General features: G+C 69.6%; 12 protein-coding genes. 8 read left to right on the top strand and 4 right to left on the bottom strand.

The window, feature by feature from the left end; all coding sequences use genetic code 11:
• Positions 1-117 precede the first annotated feature (117 nt).
• Positions 118-549: a hypothetical protein gene (locus ACSHXN_RS42390; protein ID WP_356293334.1), complete on the top strand. Its 432-nt coding sequence runs from the start codon at positions 118-120 to the stop codon at positions 547-549.
• A 76-nt stretch (positions 550-625) separates the two neighbouring features.
• Here ACSHXN_RS42390 and ACSHXN_RS42385 read toward each other — a convergent pair whose 3' ends face one another.
• Positions 626-1,156: a MarR family winged helix-turn-helix transcriptional regulator gene (locus ACSHXN_RS42385; RefSeq protein WP_438306305.1), complete on the bottom strand. Its 531-nt coding sequence runs from the start codon at positions 1,154-1,156 to the stop codon at positions 626-628.
• A gap of 128 nt (positions 1,157-1,284) precedes the next feature.
• Here ACSHXN_RS42385 and ACSHXN_RS42380 point away from each other — a divergent pair, with 128 nt between their 5' ends.
• The 5 genes from ACSHXN_RS42380 (at position 1,285) to ACSHXN_RS42360 (ending at position 7,721) form a co-directional block, all read left to right on the top strand.
• Positions 1,285-2,262: a quinone oxidoreductase family protein gene (locus ACSHXN_RS42380; RefSeq protein WP_438306304.1), complete on the top strand. Its 978-nt coding sequence runs from the start codon at positions 1,285-1,287 to the stop codon at positions 2,260-2,262.
• Positions 2,263-2,480: 218 nt separating this feature from the next.
• Positions 2,481-2,945: a hypothetical protein gene (locus tag ACSHXN_RS42375; RefSeq protein WP_438306303.1), complete on the top strand. Its 465-nt coding sequence runs from the start codon at positions 2,481-2,483 to the stop codon at positions 2,943-2,945.
• A gap of 257 nt (positions 2,946-3,202) precedes the next feature.
• Positions 3,203-4,906, top strand: coding sequence for an NAD-dependent malic enzyme (locus tag ACSHXN_RS42370; protein ID WP_438306302.1), 1,704 nt, complete (start codon positions 3,203-3,205; stop codon positions 4,904-4,906).
• A gap of 210 nt (positions 4,907-5,116) precedes the next feature.
• Positions 5,117-6,787: an FUSC family protein gene (locus ACSHXN_RS42365; protein ID WP_438306301.1), complete on the top strand. Its 1,671-nt coding sequence runs from the start codon at positions 5,117-5,119 to the stop codon at positions 6,785-6,787.
• A 10-nt stretch (positions 6,788-6,797) separates the two neighbouring features.
• Positions 6,798-7,721 (top strand): LysR family transcriptional regulator, encoded by a 924-nt coding sequence (locus tag ACSHXN_RS42360; protein ID WP_438306300.1) that lies wholly within the window; start codon positions 6,798-6,800, stop codon positions 7,719-7,721.
• A 57-nt stretch (positions 7,722-7,778) separates the two neighbouring features.
• Here ACSHXN_RS42360 and ACSHXN_RS42355 read toward each other — a convergent pair whose 3' ends face one another.
• The 3 genes from ACSHXN_RS42355 to ACSHXN_RS42345 form a co-directional block, all read right to left on the bottom strand.
• Positions 7,779-8,810, bottom strand: coding sequence for an aldo/keto reductase (locus tag ACSHXN_RS42355; RefSeq protein WP_438306299.1), 1,032 nt, complete (start codon positions 8,808-8,810; stop codon positions 7,779-7,781).
• Positions 8,807-9,640: an amidohydrolase family protein gene (locus ACSHXN_RS42350; protein ID WP_438306298.1), complete on the bottom strand. Its 834-nt coding sequence runs from the start codon at positions 9,638-9,640 to the stop codon at positions 8,807-8,809. The genes ACSHXN_RS42355 and ACSHXN_RS42350 overlap by 4 nt, the downstream gene beginning before the upstream one ends.
• A gap of 109 nt (positions 9,641-9,749) precedes the next feature.
• Entirely contained in the window at positions 9,750-10,073 is a 324-nt protein-coding gene (locus ACSHXN_RS42345; protein WP_438306297.1) for an L-rhamnose mutarotase, read from the bottom strand.
• A gap of 377 nt (positions 10,074-10,450) precedes the next feature.
• Here ACSHXN_RS42345 and ACSHXN_RS42340 point away from each other — a divergent pair, with 377 nt between their 5' ends.
• Positions 10,451-11,293 (top strand): FadR/GntR family transcriptional regulator, encoded by an 843-nt coding sequence (locus ACSHXN_RS42340; RefSeq protein WP_355138784.1) that lies wholly within the window; start codon positions 10,451-10,453, stop codon positions 11,291-11,293.
• 113 nt (positions 11,294-11,406) lie between these two features.
• Entirely contained in the window at positions 11,407-14,694 is a 3,288-nt protein-coding gene (locus tag ACSHXN_RS42335; protein ID WP_355138782.1) for a discoidin domain-containing protein, read from the top strand.
• Positions 14,695-14,707 lie beyond the last annotated feature (13 nt).

Below are 14,707 nucleotides of genomic sequence, written 5' to 3'. Positions count from 1 at the left end.
CTGCGCGGGAGGGGCGGGACGCGTGCGGGCCCGCCCCCGAGCCACCCCGGGAGCACGTCAATGCATCGGGCCGGAGTCGCCTGCCGCGGCGCGAGCGAGGGCCCATACGCTTGTCACGTGCGCTATCTGGCAGAGACCTTCGCCCTGGGAGCCCTCAGAAGAGGCCGGTCGATCGAGCAGTTCCTCGGCCCCACCTCGTCACACGATCGTCCCGGTGTCCGCTACGTCGAAGTCCGACCGGCCGGGACCCGCTACGAGATCTACCTGCACACCCTGGAGGATGCCGGCCACGAGACCTTCAACGACGTGGTCGAATTCCCTCCGCTGGACCCCGACGACGACGAGGAGGAGTTCGGGCGCCTCGTCGCAACGCGCGACAGCCCTCCGGCCGCCCTCGCCGCAGCCGAAGAAGTCACGGGGGCACTACGCGAGAAGTGGGTCAACGTGGGTATGGTCCAGGCCGAGTATCACGACTACGTGATGGCGGGACGACCGGCGGACAGCGCGCCGGGTGGGCACCCTTGGCCCGTCTCACGGTTCGGAGCGTGAGGATCGAGGCGAGTCACGAACGCCCCCGACGTCCAGCACAACCACGTCGAGCGTTCGCCGAACGACCGTCGGCGCGTCAGACAGCCATGTGACCGGCGACGAGCGCGCTTGCGAGCCGGGACAGTTGGGAGCGTTGCGCGTCGGTGAGATGCGCGGCGAGGGCGCGGATCCGCCGATCGGCCTCGGCGGCGCCCTGGCGGACCAGTTCATGCCCTTGCGGGGTCAGTGCTACCAGTACGGCACGCCCGTCGTGCGGCGAGGCGGTACGACGTACCAGATCGCGACGTTCGGCGCGATCGACGAGGCCGGTCATGCTGGACTTGTCCAGCCCCAGATGACGAGCGAGTTCCTGCATCCCGGGCGTGCGGTCGCGCAGGACGCCGAGCAGCCGCAGTTGGATGATCGACAGTCCGTGCTCGGCGGCGACCCCGCCCAACGCGGCCTGCACCAGAAACGACAGTTGGGCCAGGCTGTCCACGATCCCGAGGTCCTCGACCTGTGCCGCCGCCCCGATCCCGTCCCGGTCCGCCGGTGGGGGCGAAACCGCCTCAGGCGTGTCGTTGCCCCTCGATGATGGCGATGAGGCAGGGGTGAGGTCGTCGGGCATGCCCCCATCCTAGGCGATGTAGTACGCGACACAAACCACTTGCTTTAGTACGTGACACAAACTACTTTGATTGGTGCCACGTACTAATTCCGGGCACACCTTCCCCCGCCCTCCCCGAAAGAGTCACCATGCATGCTGCAGTCGTGCGCTCGTTCGAGAACCCGCCCCGCTACGAGGAATTCACCACCCCCCGTCCTGCCGAGGGGCAGGTCCTGGTCGACATGCTCGCCGTCGGCCTGCACCCCCGGGTCCGCTCCGGCGCCGACGGCACCCACTACACCAGCGACGGGCGTCTGCCCCTGATCCCCGGCGTCGACGGCGTGGGCCGGCTCCCCGACGGTCGGTGCGTGTACTTCGTGACCGAAGGCGACGCTCCCGGAACGATGGCCGAACAGGCACTTCTCGACCCTCGGCGTTCGGTGCCGCTGCCCGACGACGCCGATCCGGTCACCGTCGCCGCCGCGATGAACCCCGCCATGTCCTCGTGGGTGGCGTTGCGCCGCAGGATCGAGTTCCGCTCCGGCCAGAGCGTCCTGGTGCTCGGTGCGACCGGGAACGCCGGACAGATGGCCGTGCAGATCGCCCGCCACCTGGGCGCGGACCGTGTCGTCGCCGCCGGACGCGACCCGAAGCGCCTGGAACTGCTCACCGATCTCGGCGCCACCGACGTGGTCTCACTGGCGGGCGATCCGGCCCGGGCCGCCGGCAAGCTCGGCGAGGCCGCCGCGGACGTCGACGTCGTCATCGACTACACCTGGGGGGCTCCCACCGAACGGGCCGTCCCCGCACTGCTCACCCGCAGGACCGACCGCAGCGCTCCACTGGACTGGATCCAGATCGGCTCCACGGCGGGGCCGGACATCACCCTGCCCTCCACCGTCCTCCGCGCGGCCAATCTGCGGATCATGGGCAGCGGGCAGGGTTCCGTCACCGCCGCCGGGATCATCGCCGAACTGCCGTCCCTGATGACCGAACTCTCCAAGGGCACCCTTTCCGTCGCCGCGCTGCCGCGTCCACTGGCGCAGATGGAGGAGGCATGGACCGCTCCCACGGAACCCGGGCAGCGCGTCGTACTCACCACCACCGCCTGGGCATCGCGGACATGAGGACCTTCGAGAGAGATGCTCGAGGACCCCTGCGTCATCGGCCGGAGCGCCGTCTCCGGGGGCACGTATGCCTTCGAGCGACTCCACACCGACGGCAGCCCGGCCGAGGGGGCCGCCTTGATGCCGGCGCCGGCATCGGCGCCGTCGTCGTCCACCCCGCGAGCTGACGGCAGTCCGCAGACGCATCACGAATCATCCGTCCGTCTCGTCATAACGGTATGAGCATCAAACTTCGACGGACACTGCTGGCCGCCCTGGCCTTCGTGGCCGCCTACACCGGAGGATGGGCCTACTTCGCGCCGGAGAACTGGTACGCCAACTTCCCCGGCTTCGGGCGCAGCTGGCTCCCGCAGCTCGGCCCGTACAACATGCATCTCGCCATGGACGACGGCGCCATGTTCCTCGCCATGGCGGTCCTGAGCCTGTTCGCCATCCGGTACGCACACAACATGCTGGTGGTGCAGATCACGGCCTGTACCTGGCTCGTGTTCAACGTCCTGCACCTCACGTTCCACATGCGCCATCTGTCGGTCTACAACACCATGGACAAGATCCTCAACGTGGTGGCGCTCGGCCTGCTTGTTCTGATCACAGTCGCTCTCTTCGCAAGACAGCCCGAGGGGGAAGCGATGCGGGCAGAGCCCCGTGAGCCCTCCATCAACAGCACCTCCGGAGATCGCTGACTCCGCACAGGCGGGCGTGTGATGCCTTCGATCACGTGCGGAAGGCCCGTCCACGCCCATGCTTGGTGCCTCGCCCCGGACCTGCCGTCCCGGTTGCCGCGATCACCGTCGGTCCGGCCGTGTTGCTGCGAAGACCTGCACGTCAGGTGCTGGAATGCGCCACATGCATGAATCATGAGGGCTTCAGGCATTGGACGCATGCTTCGTCTGCGTCGACTCTGGTTGCATCCATACGGAGATCCGACAGGGAGTCGAGGATGAAGACGAGGTGGAACGCCGTGGAAGGGCGGCTGGAGACGAAGGCCCGAGGGCGTGCCGTCCTGGCCGATCCCCGGCTGAACCGCGGTACGGCGTTCACCCGGCAGGAGCGACGGGAGCTGGATCTCGTGGGGCTGATGCCACCGCAGGTCCTCACTCAGGACCAGCAGGCGGTGCGCGCCTACCAGCAGTACCGGGCTCAGCCCAGCGACCTGGCGAAGAACGTCTACCTGACCGCACTTCACGACCGTAACGAGGTGCTGTTCTACCGGCTCCTCGGCGATCACCTCGCCGAGATGCTGCCCATCGTGTACACCCCCACCGTCGGCACCGCCATCGAGCGCTACAGCTACGAGTACCGGCGCCCCGCCGGCGTCTATCTGTCGGTCGACTCCCCCGAGGACATCGAGCGGTCGCTCAAGGCGACGGGGCTGAGTACGGGCGACGTGGACCTGATCGTGGCCACCGACGGCGAGGCCGTTCTCGGGATCGGCGACTGGGGCGTGGGCGGCATCGACATCGCCGTCGGCAAGCTCGCCGTCTACACCGCCGCCGCAGGCATCGATCCGGGCCGCACACTGGCGGTGATGCTGGACGTCGGCACCAATCGTCGGGAACTCCTCGAGGACCCGCTGTACCTCGGCAACCGCCATGAACGCGTCGACCGGGCGGCCTACGACGCCTTCATCGACTCCTATGTCACCGCGGCGACCAAGCTCTTCCCGGGCGCCATGCTGCACTGGGAGGACTTCGGCCCGGCCAACGCCCGCCGTGTCCTTGACCGGTACCGGGAGACGATCTTCACGTTCAACGACGACATCCAGGGCACCGGGGCGGTAAACCTCGCCGCCCTGCTCGCCGGCGTCAGGGCCAGCGGCATCCCCCTGACGGACCATCGCGTCGTCGTCTTCGGCGCCGGCACCGCCGGTATCGGCGTCGCCGACCAGCTGCACGACGCCCTCACCGCCCACGGACTCTCACCCGAACAGGCCGCCGCCCGCATCTGGGCCGTCGACCGATACGGTCTGCTGACCCAAGGACAGCAGGGCATGCGCGACTTCCAGACCCGTTATGCCCGCCCGGCGGTCGAGGTGGCCGACTGGCAGGGCGCCGACGATCCAAGCGGAATCCCGCTCGCCGAAGTGGTCAGGCGGGTGCGCCCGACCGTCCTGATCGGCACCTCCGGCCAAGGCGGCGCCTTCACCGAGGACATCGCCCGCACCATGGCCGCACACACGCGGCGCCCGATCATCCTGCCCATGTCCAACCCCACCCGGCTCGCCGAGGCCGTCCCCGGTGACCTGCTCGCCTGGACCGACGGCCGCGCCCTGATCGCCACCGGGAGCCCCTTCGACCCGGTCGAGCACAACGGAGTCACCTACCGGATCGGCCAGGCCAACAACGCCCTTGTCTTCCCCGGTCTGGGGCTGGGCGCCATCGTCGCCGGCGCCGATCGTGTCACCGACCACATGCTCGCCGCGGCTGCCGACGCCGTGGCCGGACAGATCGACGACACCGGCCCCGGTGCGCCCGTCCTGCCCCCCATGGACGAGTTGCACGAGACGTCGGTGGCCGTGGCGGTGGCCGTGGCACGCGCCGCCGCGCACGACGGTGTGGCCCATCGTCCCGTCGACGGCACCATCGAGCAGCGGGTGCGTGCCGCCATGTGGGTCCCGGCCTACCCACCGATCATTGCTGTCTGAAGCGCTCTGCCACGCAGATGGGCGGTCGAGCGGGACCGCTTGCCGGCGTATGCCGTCGCCACGACCGAGACCACGGCCGCTCCTTCGCCATCGCACCACGAAAGGTGGAACAGCCGCATGACAGCGGCGATGCGGACCGGCCCCGGCCCCTCACCGGGAACGCCCGCGCCGGCATGACTGCTGCGTGCCGTCGGCCGACCGCTCTCCTCGTTGCCGCTCGCGGCGGCGGTGCGGGGGGCCGTCGCGCTCGCCACGCCGCTCCTCGTCGGCGTACAGACGGGTCGGGTCGTCCCTTCCGTGATCGCGGCCATCGGCGCCCTGTGGGCCGTGGGACAGGACGGTTCGGACCCCTACCGGTCGCGGGTGCGGCGGTTCGTCGCGCTGGGGCTGTCGGCCTCGCTGGGCCTGGCTGTCGGTGAACTCGCTTTGCGCAGTGGGCCGTCGGTGGCCGTGACGGCCTGTCTGGTCGTGGCGGCGCTGGTCGCGGGGGTGATCGGTCTGCGCGGGCGGACCTGGTCGGTGGCGGGCATGCACCTTCTGCTCGGCGCGACGATCGGCAGCGGGATCCCGGTGCCGGGGCCCTGGTGGCAGGCGCCCCTCGCGCTGTCCGCAGGCGTGGGCTTCGTCCTGGTCCTGTCGGCGGCCCCTTGGCTGTGGCGCCGGCACGACATCGAGCGTGCCGCTCTCCTCGCCGTATTCCGTGCCGCGTCCACGGCGTTGGCGGCGGCCGGTACCCCCGGCGCCGCCGAGACCCGGCGGCGGCTCACGGACGCCCTCGACAATGCCCACCAGGCGATGGACCGGCACCTGACGGCCGCCCGGCGACAGGCGCCGGGTACGCAGGTCGAGGCGCTGCTCCGAGCGTTCCGGCTCGCCGTCCCGCTGGGCGAGGCGGTGACCACGCTCCAGTGGGAGGCACGCCCGCTCCCGGCGGCCGTGACCCGGATGCCGCTGGTGATGTCGGCTCGGCTGCTGCCGGACCGCAAGGACGGGGCCGACCCCGTGCTGCCGGACTTCACGGCGGACTCAGCGGGGCTGCGCGCCCTGGCGCATCTGAGCGTGACGGCCGACGCGGATCGGGTGGACACCGCCTTGGACGCCCCGGCCTCTCCACGTCCGGCCCGGCAGGCACAGTTGCGGTACGCCGTTCTGCTCGCCCTGTGCGTGCTGGCCGCGCAGGTGTGCGCCGGCCTCCTGCACAGCCCTCGCGCCTTCTGGCTGCCCATGACCGTGGCCTTCGTGTACAAGCCGGATTTCGGCCCGGTGTTCCGCCGGGCGTTGCACCGATGTGTCGGGACGGTGGTGGGCGTGGCGGCCATCGGGGCGGTGTCGACGGCGGTCCACAGCACATACGCGTTCATCGGCGTGGTGGCGTTCTTCGGTGCGCTCATGGCCGTCGGGGTGCGCCACCACTACGCGCTTGCCACCACGGGCTTGACGGCGGTGGTGTTCGTCCTCGTCGACCTGCTGGGTGATCACCGTGCGCTCTACGGTGCGCGCATCCTGGACACCGCGCTGGCCGCCGCCCTGGTGCTCGTCGTCCACTTCGTCGCCTGGCCCCGCTCCGCCGGCAGCCGTGCCGACAGCAGGACCGAGGCGGCGCTGGCCGCCGCCCACCGCTACCGGGACCTGTCCCCCACTGTCGGCCCCGTTCAACGCCAGGCCCTGCGTCGCGCCGCGTACCGGCAACTGGCCGACGCGCGCAGAGCGGGAGAGCACGCCCGCCGTGAGCCGACCCTGCGGGGAGCGGAACAGCCTGACTGGGAGAGGGTCATCACGTCTGCGGAGGAACTCTGCGATGCCGTGACCGCGGGCTCGCTCCATGCCGCATCCGGTCGTGCGCACACCACGGTGATCGTCCCTTCGAGCGACGCGATGTGAGAATGAGGAAATGGATCTCCAGGTACTGCGCTCCTTCCAGGCCGTGGCCGAGGGTGCGACGGTGACCGATGCGGCGGCGGAGGCGCACATCACCCAGCCCGCCCTGTCGCGGGCCCTGAACCGGCTGGAGAAGGAGGCCGGCGCGGAACTCTTCCAGCGTGTCGGCCGCGTCCTCCAACTCACCCCGGCGGGACGTGTGTTCAAGGAGTACGTCGACTCCGTGCTGGACAGCTACGACCGGGGCCTGCGGGCCGTCGCCGAGGTCGTCGACCCCGACGCGGGGGTCGTGTCGGTGGCCTTTCTGCACACATTGGGCACATGGCTCGTGCCGAGACTGGTCACCGGCTTCCGAGAGTCCTTCCCGGAGGTCCGGTTCGAACTCCATCAGGACGGTGAGATCGGACTGGCCCAGCACCTTCTGGGCGCCACCGCGGACCTGACCGTCACCAGCAAGGATCCCGGCCATCCGTTGATCGCCTGGCGTCGCCTGCTCGTCGAACCGCTGTGGCTCGCCGTCCCCGCGCGCCACCGCATGGCTCAGCGCCGCCGGGTCCGTCTGGCCGAGTTCGCCGAGGAACCGTTCATCGTGCTCAAGACCGGCTACGGGCTGCGCGGCGTCACCGAGACCTTGTGCCGCCAGGCCGGCTTCGCACCTCTCGTCGGCTTCGAGGGCGAGGAGGTCGAGACCCTGCGCGGGCTGGTGGCGGCCGGCCTCGGCGTCTCTCTGATCCCCGCCTCGTCCGAGAGCACTGCTGCGGCAGGCAACCCGCTGCTGCCCATCCGCTACCTGGAGGTGACCGATGTCGACGCCGCCCGCGACATCGGCATCGCCTGGCTTGCCTCCCGCAGCCTTCCACCGGCTCCACGGCGATTCATGGACCATGCGCTGAGTGCCACGGCCGACAGCCGCGGATCGCTCGCGACGGGGGTGTGACGGGCGCGGCCCCGGCGCCCGGCGAAGCACCGCGGGTCGGCACTCGGGGCGTGCCCGTCACCGACCATGCTTTCGGCGTTGCCGGGATGGGTCCTCGCCGGTGTGCACCGTTGCGGATTTCGGAGGGCCGGCGGCGATGGTTTCCAATTCCTCCCAGGCCCGGGAGGGAAGGTCGTGTGCGGCCCAGCGGGCCGCGGAGCGTACTTCCTGCGGCGTACGGAATCCGGCGACGACGCCTGCCACGGCGGGGTGCCGCAGGGGAAAGCGGACGGCCGCGTGCGGCAGCACCGTCGCGTGGCGCCGGCAGACGTGTGCCAGGGCGCGGGCTCGGGTCAGCAGGTCGGGAGGTGCCGGCCGGTAGTCGAAGTAGGCGCCGTCCGAAGGGTCGGGGTCGCTGAGGAGACCGGAGTTGAAGGGTGCGGCGGCGACGACGGACACCCCTCGCCGGGCGCACTCGGTCAGGAGCGGCAGCGCGGTCCGGTCGGCGAGGGTCCAGCGGCCTGCCACCATCACCACGTCCACGTCGGTCTCGGTGACGAAGCGCATCAGTGGTGCGACCGTGTTCATGCCCACGCCGACGGCACCGATGACTCCTTGTCGGCGCAGTTCGGTGAGGGCGGGCACGGCCTGTGCGACGGCGGTGTCCATGTGCTCGTCGGGATCGTGGATGTAGGCGATGTCGATGCGGTCGAGCCCGAGCCGAGCACGACTCGCCTCCAGACTGCGCAGAACACCGTCGCGGGAGTAGTCCGGGCGCCGGATCAAGGTGTCGGGCACGGCGAAGCCGCCTGCCGGCAGGTCGGAGCCGGTGGGGTGCGGGTGGGGCTCCAGCACCCGGCCCACTTTGGTGGAGAGGGTGAACTCTTCCCGTGGCCGGTGTGCAAGTGCCCGGCCCAGTCGGCGTTCGGACAGTCCGAGCCCGTAGTGGGGAGCCGTGTCGAAGTGCCGTACACCCTCCGCCCACGCGGCCTCGATCGTGGTCAGTGCCGCGTCGTCGTCGACGGCGCGGTGGAGGTTGCCCAGGGGGGCCGCGCCGAAGCCGAGTGGGCTGATGCGTACCTGGGTGCGGCCGATCGTGCGTGCGTTCATGTGTCCGTTCCGTACCAGCGTGCCGCGGTGCCGCCGTACACCTGGGCGCTCTCGTCGGTGCTGAGCGCTCCTGTCAGTGATTCGGCGACGGCCACGGTGCCGGCGTAGTCGGTGGCACGCAGGCAGACCGGCCAGTCGGATCCGAACATCAGCCGTTCGGGGCCGAACTGCTCCAGGAGTACGTCGGCGTAGGGACGCAGGGACGGCGCATGGGGTGCGGGGGCGCGGGTCACCAGCCCGGAGAGTTTGACGGCGACGTTGTCGCAGTGGCCGAGTCCGGCCAGGAGGGCGGTCCATCGTTCCAGGCCGTCCGGTGCGATCTCGGGGTTGCCTGCGTGGTCCAGGACGAAGCGCACGTCGGGCATCTCACGTACGGTCCGTACGGCCGCGGGCAGTTGGTCCGGACGGACGAGCAGGTCGTAGGCGAGGCCGGCCGCGCCCACGGCGGCCAGACCGCGCCGGGCGTCCGGGCGGTTCAGCCACTGCGGGTCGGGCTCGTCCTGGACGCCGTGGCGGATGCCGGCGAGGGCTGCTCCGCCTGGATGCGCGCGCAGTTCGGAAAGGTGATCGGTGATCGTGGGGTGGGTCAGGTCGGTCCAGCCGACGACGGCCCGGATGTGCGGGTCCCGCGCGGCGAGCGCGAGGAGTTCGGGGGTTTCCTCCGGGGTCGGGAGGGTCTGGACGACCACGGTGGCGTCGACGGCGGATCGGTGCAGTTCCGGTCGAAGGTCGTCCATGGTGAAGCTGTGTCGCAGCACGGGGATCGTGCGGGTCCAGGGCTGGTCGCGTACGTCCAGGTCCCAGAGGTGGTGATGAGCGTCGATGCGCACACTCGCCCCTTGTGTCGTGGCAGGTGATGGGTGGACGGCCGGCGCTCCGCCCCTTCCGGCTCGGGCCGGGGTCGGGGTGCGCCGGTCCCGTGCTCGGTCGGCGTCCGCGTCAATCGAGGTGGAAGACCTCCTCGGCCGGGGCCCACCACTCGCCGTCGGCGGCGCTGTCCAAGGGTTGCTGGCAGGGGTCGGTGAGGGCCCACCAGTCGCGGCTGACCGGGTCGTCGGCGATGACGGCGGTGTCCTCGGCGTAGTTGTCGCCGCTGTACTCCAAGTAGCTGAAGAGCAGTCCGTCCCGCAGGAAGATCGAGTAGTTGCCGATGTGGGCCCGTTTGAGCGCTGACCGCACTCCCGGCCAGCAGTCGGCGTGCAGGCGGCGGTATTCCTCTTCCTTCTCCGGCTTCAGCCGGATGACCGCTGCGAATCGTTGCATGTGTCAGCCTTTCGAACGCGGCCTCAGGTCGGCCGTGCCTTCGTCGACGGCCGACCGGCATCGGTGGACTCCGGGTGATGTGGTCCGCCGTGCGTGGCCTCGTCCCGCCGCCGGACGACCGGAACACGCCTCAAGTAATCAGATTCATTTGACATCCGGGGTCGGCCGGACCGGACGGACCATAAGCATCTCGGGGCTCGTCGCGCAATCAAGTGAACACCGCCCAGCCGCTTTGGTCGGTAAAATCTCCTCATGATCCCCAAGTCGGCGGGTCCCAGGGCCACATTGATGAGTAGGACTCTTGCCGGTCGGCCCACGCGATGCCATAGTGACCCCGCAAATGAGTCTGATTCATCGTGGGTCTGGAGGGTGTTCCCGTGTCTGAAGAGCGCAAGGTCTCGGCCAAGAGCGGCGATACGACCGGGCGTTACCGGCCGGGATACGAACTGGTCGCCGAGCAGCTCCTCGCCTATATCGGCGAGCAGGACCTGCGCCCCGGTGACCGGCTGCCCACGGAAGCCGGGCTCGCGGAGATCCTCGGCACCTCGCGCAACGTCACCCGCGAGGCGGTCAAGGTGCTGGCCGCCCTCGGACGCCTGAGCGTCCGACGGGGTGCGGGCATCTTCGTCGCCGAATCACCCGGCGGTCTGGCCGAGGACCACCTGACGCACTTTCAGCCCACCAGCATGGAGCATGTGCTGATGCTCCTGGACTACCGCACACTCATCGAATCCGAGACCGCACGCCGGGCGGCGGCCCAGGCCACCCCGATCGAGGTGCGCGACATCAGGGAGCGCGCCGAACGTTCCCTGGACGCCGGCCGGGAGAACAACGTCGACGCCTTCGCCGCGGCCGACAAGCAGTTCCACGACGCCGTCGGTGTCGCCGCCCACAATGTCTTCCTGCGATCCAGCGTCGCCAACGTCCGGCGCCTGGCCGCCCAGTCCGATGTGCTGCTCTTCCACGGTGACACACCCGGATCCCTGGAAGTGGCGGGCCACCAGCACGTGGCCGTCGCAGAGGCCATCGCCTCCGGAGACCCCGACCGGGCCGCCGAGCTGATGGACGAGCACATCGCGACCACACGGCACCAGTTCGAGCGCCGCATCCGCGACCGCCTGTTCAACGTCGCCTCCCGGACCGACGCCGCCGACGCCTCGGAGCACCGGGACGGCGCCGGCCCCACTGAGACCACCCCGCCGGTGACCTCCGCATCCTGACCGAGGTCCCCCGGCGGGGCCCAAGGAATGAGCCGTCCATTGCCTGGACGACCCTGCCGAGTTCCGGGTCGTCCACTCCCTTCACCTCGCCAGGCGATTGGATTCCCATGTCCATGTCCTCACCCCCTCCTCGCCGTTCCCGACGAAGAAGCGCGCTCGCGGCCCTCTCGCTGGCCGTTGCCGCGCTGCCGCTCACAGCGGTCCAGGCCCAGGCGGCCGCGGACCCGGGGCCACCCCCGCTGAAGGTCTACGTCTCGCCCGACCACGGCCGCGACACCGGGACGGGCGGTGCGCAGCATCCGTTCAAGACGCTGGAACACGCGCGGGACTTCGTTCGTGGCATCAACCGCGACATGCACCGCGACATCGATGTCGAGCTGCTGTCGGGCACCTACCGGCTGTCCGACACCTTCACCCTGACCTCCCGCGACTCGGGCACCAACGGCCATCGCATCGTCTACGAGGCGGCACCGGCCGCCCACCCGGTGATCAGCGGTGGCTCCCGGGTCACCGGCTGGACCCCGGTCGACGCGGGCCACACGGTGTACAAGGCCCACGTGGGCGACCTCGACACCCGACAGCTGTACGTCGACGGCGAGTTGGAGACGCGAGCACGAGGTCAGGAGAATCCGCCCGGCTTCTCCAAGACGTCCACCGGCTACAAGATCACCGACACCGGCCTGGACACGTACAAGAACCAGTCCGACATGGAGGTCGTCAGCAAGTGGGGCTGGATGATGATGCGCTGCCCCGTGCAGTCCATATCCGGCACCACGATGACCATCCAGCAGCCCTGCTTCCACAACGCCAACCTCCACGAAGGTCAGGAGATCCAGAACCCGACCTGGCTGGAGAACGCCCGGGAGTTGATGGACACCCCGGGTGAGTGGTACCTCGACAAGAGCGAGGGCACCCTCTACTACATGCCCAAGAAGGGCCAGGACCTCTCGACGGCGACCGTCACGGTGCCGAGGGTGCAGGACCTCGTGGACCTGAACGGGACCGCGGGCCACCCGGTCGGCAACGTCTCCTTCAAGGGCATCACCTTCTCCTACTCGACCTGGCTGGCGCCGAGTTCCGACGACGGGTTGATCGAGGGGCAGGCCGGCTTCCGCATCGTCGGCGACGACAACCCCGACTTCGACTCCACCCGTCTGAAGTGGGTCAAGACCCCCGGCGCGGTCAACGTCAGCCACGGCCACGACGTCGGCTTCGAGGACAACACGTTCACGCACCTCGGCGCGGCCGGTCTCAACCTCAACACCGGAACCCAGCGCACCGAGATCAGGGGCAACGTCTTCAAGCAGATCGCGGGCACCGGTATCCAGGTCGGCGGCACCGACGTCATCGACGCCCACCCGGACGACCCGCGGGACATCACCAAGGACAACACCGTCGACAACAACGTGGTCACCCACGTCGCCGACCAGTACAACGGTTCGCTCGGCATCTTCGCCGGCTACACCGACCACACCGTCATCAGCCACAACAAGGTGTACGACCTGCCCTACAGCGGCATCTCGGTCGGCTGGGGCTGGGGGCTGACCGACAAGGGCGGCGACAGCAACTACCCGGGCAACTCGGGCGTACCCGTCTGGGACACCCCGACCACCGCCCGGGACAACAAGATCACCGACAACGAGATCAGCGACATCATGAAGTCGCAGGCCGACGGCGGCGCGATCTACACCCTCAGCGCCAACCCCGGCGGGATCGTCTCGGGCAACTACATCCGGAACATCCCCGAGCATGCCTACGGCGCGATCTACCAGGACGAGGGCAGCCGCTACTGGCACACCACCGGCAATGCCTTCTGCAACATCGCCTACCAGTGGCTGCTCCTCAACCACGGCATGGACATCACAGCCGACTACAACTTCACGACCACACCGAAGTTCGGTGCCCAGTTCAACAGCACCGACGACACGATCCTGAACAACACCACCGTCGACGGATGCGAGCAGCTTCCCGCGTCCATCGTCGACAACGCGGGCCTTCAGCCGCGTTACCGGCACCTCGACCCCGATCCGGAGCCCGGTGACCGCAAGGCACCGACCGCCCCCGGCAAGCCCGGCGCCGTCACCGACTTCCCCACCGCGGCGGACCTGACCTGGCCGGCGGCTACCGACGACACCGCCGTCACGGGATACGCGGTCTACCGGGACGGCACGCTCGTCAGTGCATCCAAGGGCACTTCCGTGCGCGTCCCGAACCTGACGGCCGGCAAGACGTACACCTTCACCGTCACCGCACGGGACGCGGCGGGCAACGCTTCGCAGCCGAGTCCGCCGCTCACGGTCACCATGCCGTCCGGCGAAGACCTGGCGCTGCACAAGCCGTTGACGGTTTCCTCCTACTCCGATCCCAACACCCCCGAACTCGCCGTGGACGGCGACCTGTCCACGCGCTGGGCCCAGGGCCTCGGTCTGCCCGACCCGTCCTGGATCCAGGTCGACCTGGGGGCGCAGTACGACGTCTCCGGCGTGATCACCACGTTCGAGAAGAGCAGCGGCTACAGGTACCGCATCGAGGTCTCCCCCGACGAGGTGCACTGGACCACCCTGGACGACCACACCGGCGGTGACACCACCGAGCAGACCAACTACTCCGCCGCGGCCAAGGAGACCGACGGCCGGTACGTGCGGCTCACCGTCACCGGGTCCAACTTCAACGGCGGCAGCATCTACGAACTCCAGGCGTACGGCAGCGCCCTGCCGCCGAGCGGCGATCACACCGCGCCGAACGCACCGGAGCGCCCCCGTGTCACCCCCCTGCTGCCCAGCGTCGCCGACGTGAGCTGGTCGGCCGCACCGGACGACCAGGGCGTCACCAGCTACGCCGTCTACCAGGACGGCAAGCGCATCGCCGTCACCGACAAGACGCAGGTGCGGGTCGGCGGCCTGTCCCCCGAGAAGGAGTACACCTTCGCGGTCGTGGCGAGGGACGCCGCGCTCAACGCCTCCGAGCCCAGTCCCGGGGCGCCGATCACCATGCCGGCCGATACCGACCTCGCCCTCAAGGCGCCGGTCACCGTCTCCTCCTTCTCCGATCCCAACACCCCCGAACTCGCCGTCGACGGCAACCTGTCCACCCGCTGGGCCCAGGGGCTCGGCCTGCCCGACCCGTCCTGGATCCAGGTCGATCTGGGCAAGGTGACCACCGTCTCAGGCGTGGTCACGACGTTCGAGAAGCCCAGCGGCTACAAGTACCTCCTGGAGTACTCGGCCGACGGTGTCCACTGGTCCACGTTCGAGGACCACACGGCCGGCTACACCGCCGCACAGGCCAACTACTCCTTCGCCGACACGCCGGTCGACGCCCGTTACCTGCGTCTGACCGTCACGGCCTCGAGCTGGAACGGCGGCAGCATCTACGAGCTGCAGGCCTACGGCGGCTTCTAGGCCACCGCGGTCT

It is taken from the genome of Streptomyces sp. HUAS TT11, from assembly GCF_051553595.1.
Classification (GTDB): domain Bacteria; phylum Actinomycetota; class Actinomycetes; order Streptomycetales; family Streptomycetaceae; genus Streptomyces.
Note: the sequence above shows the minus strand (reverse complement) of the source record. Positions and strands in the feature narration are given on the sequence as shown.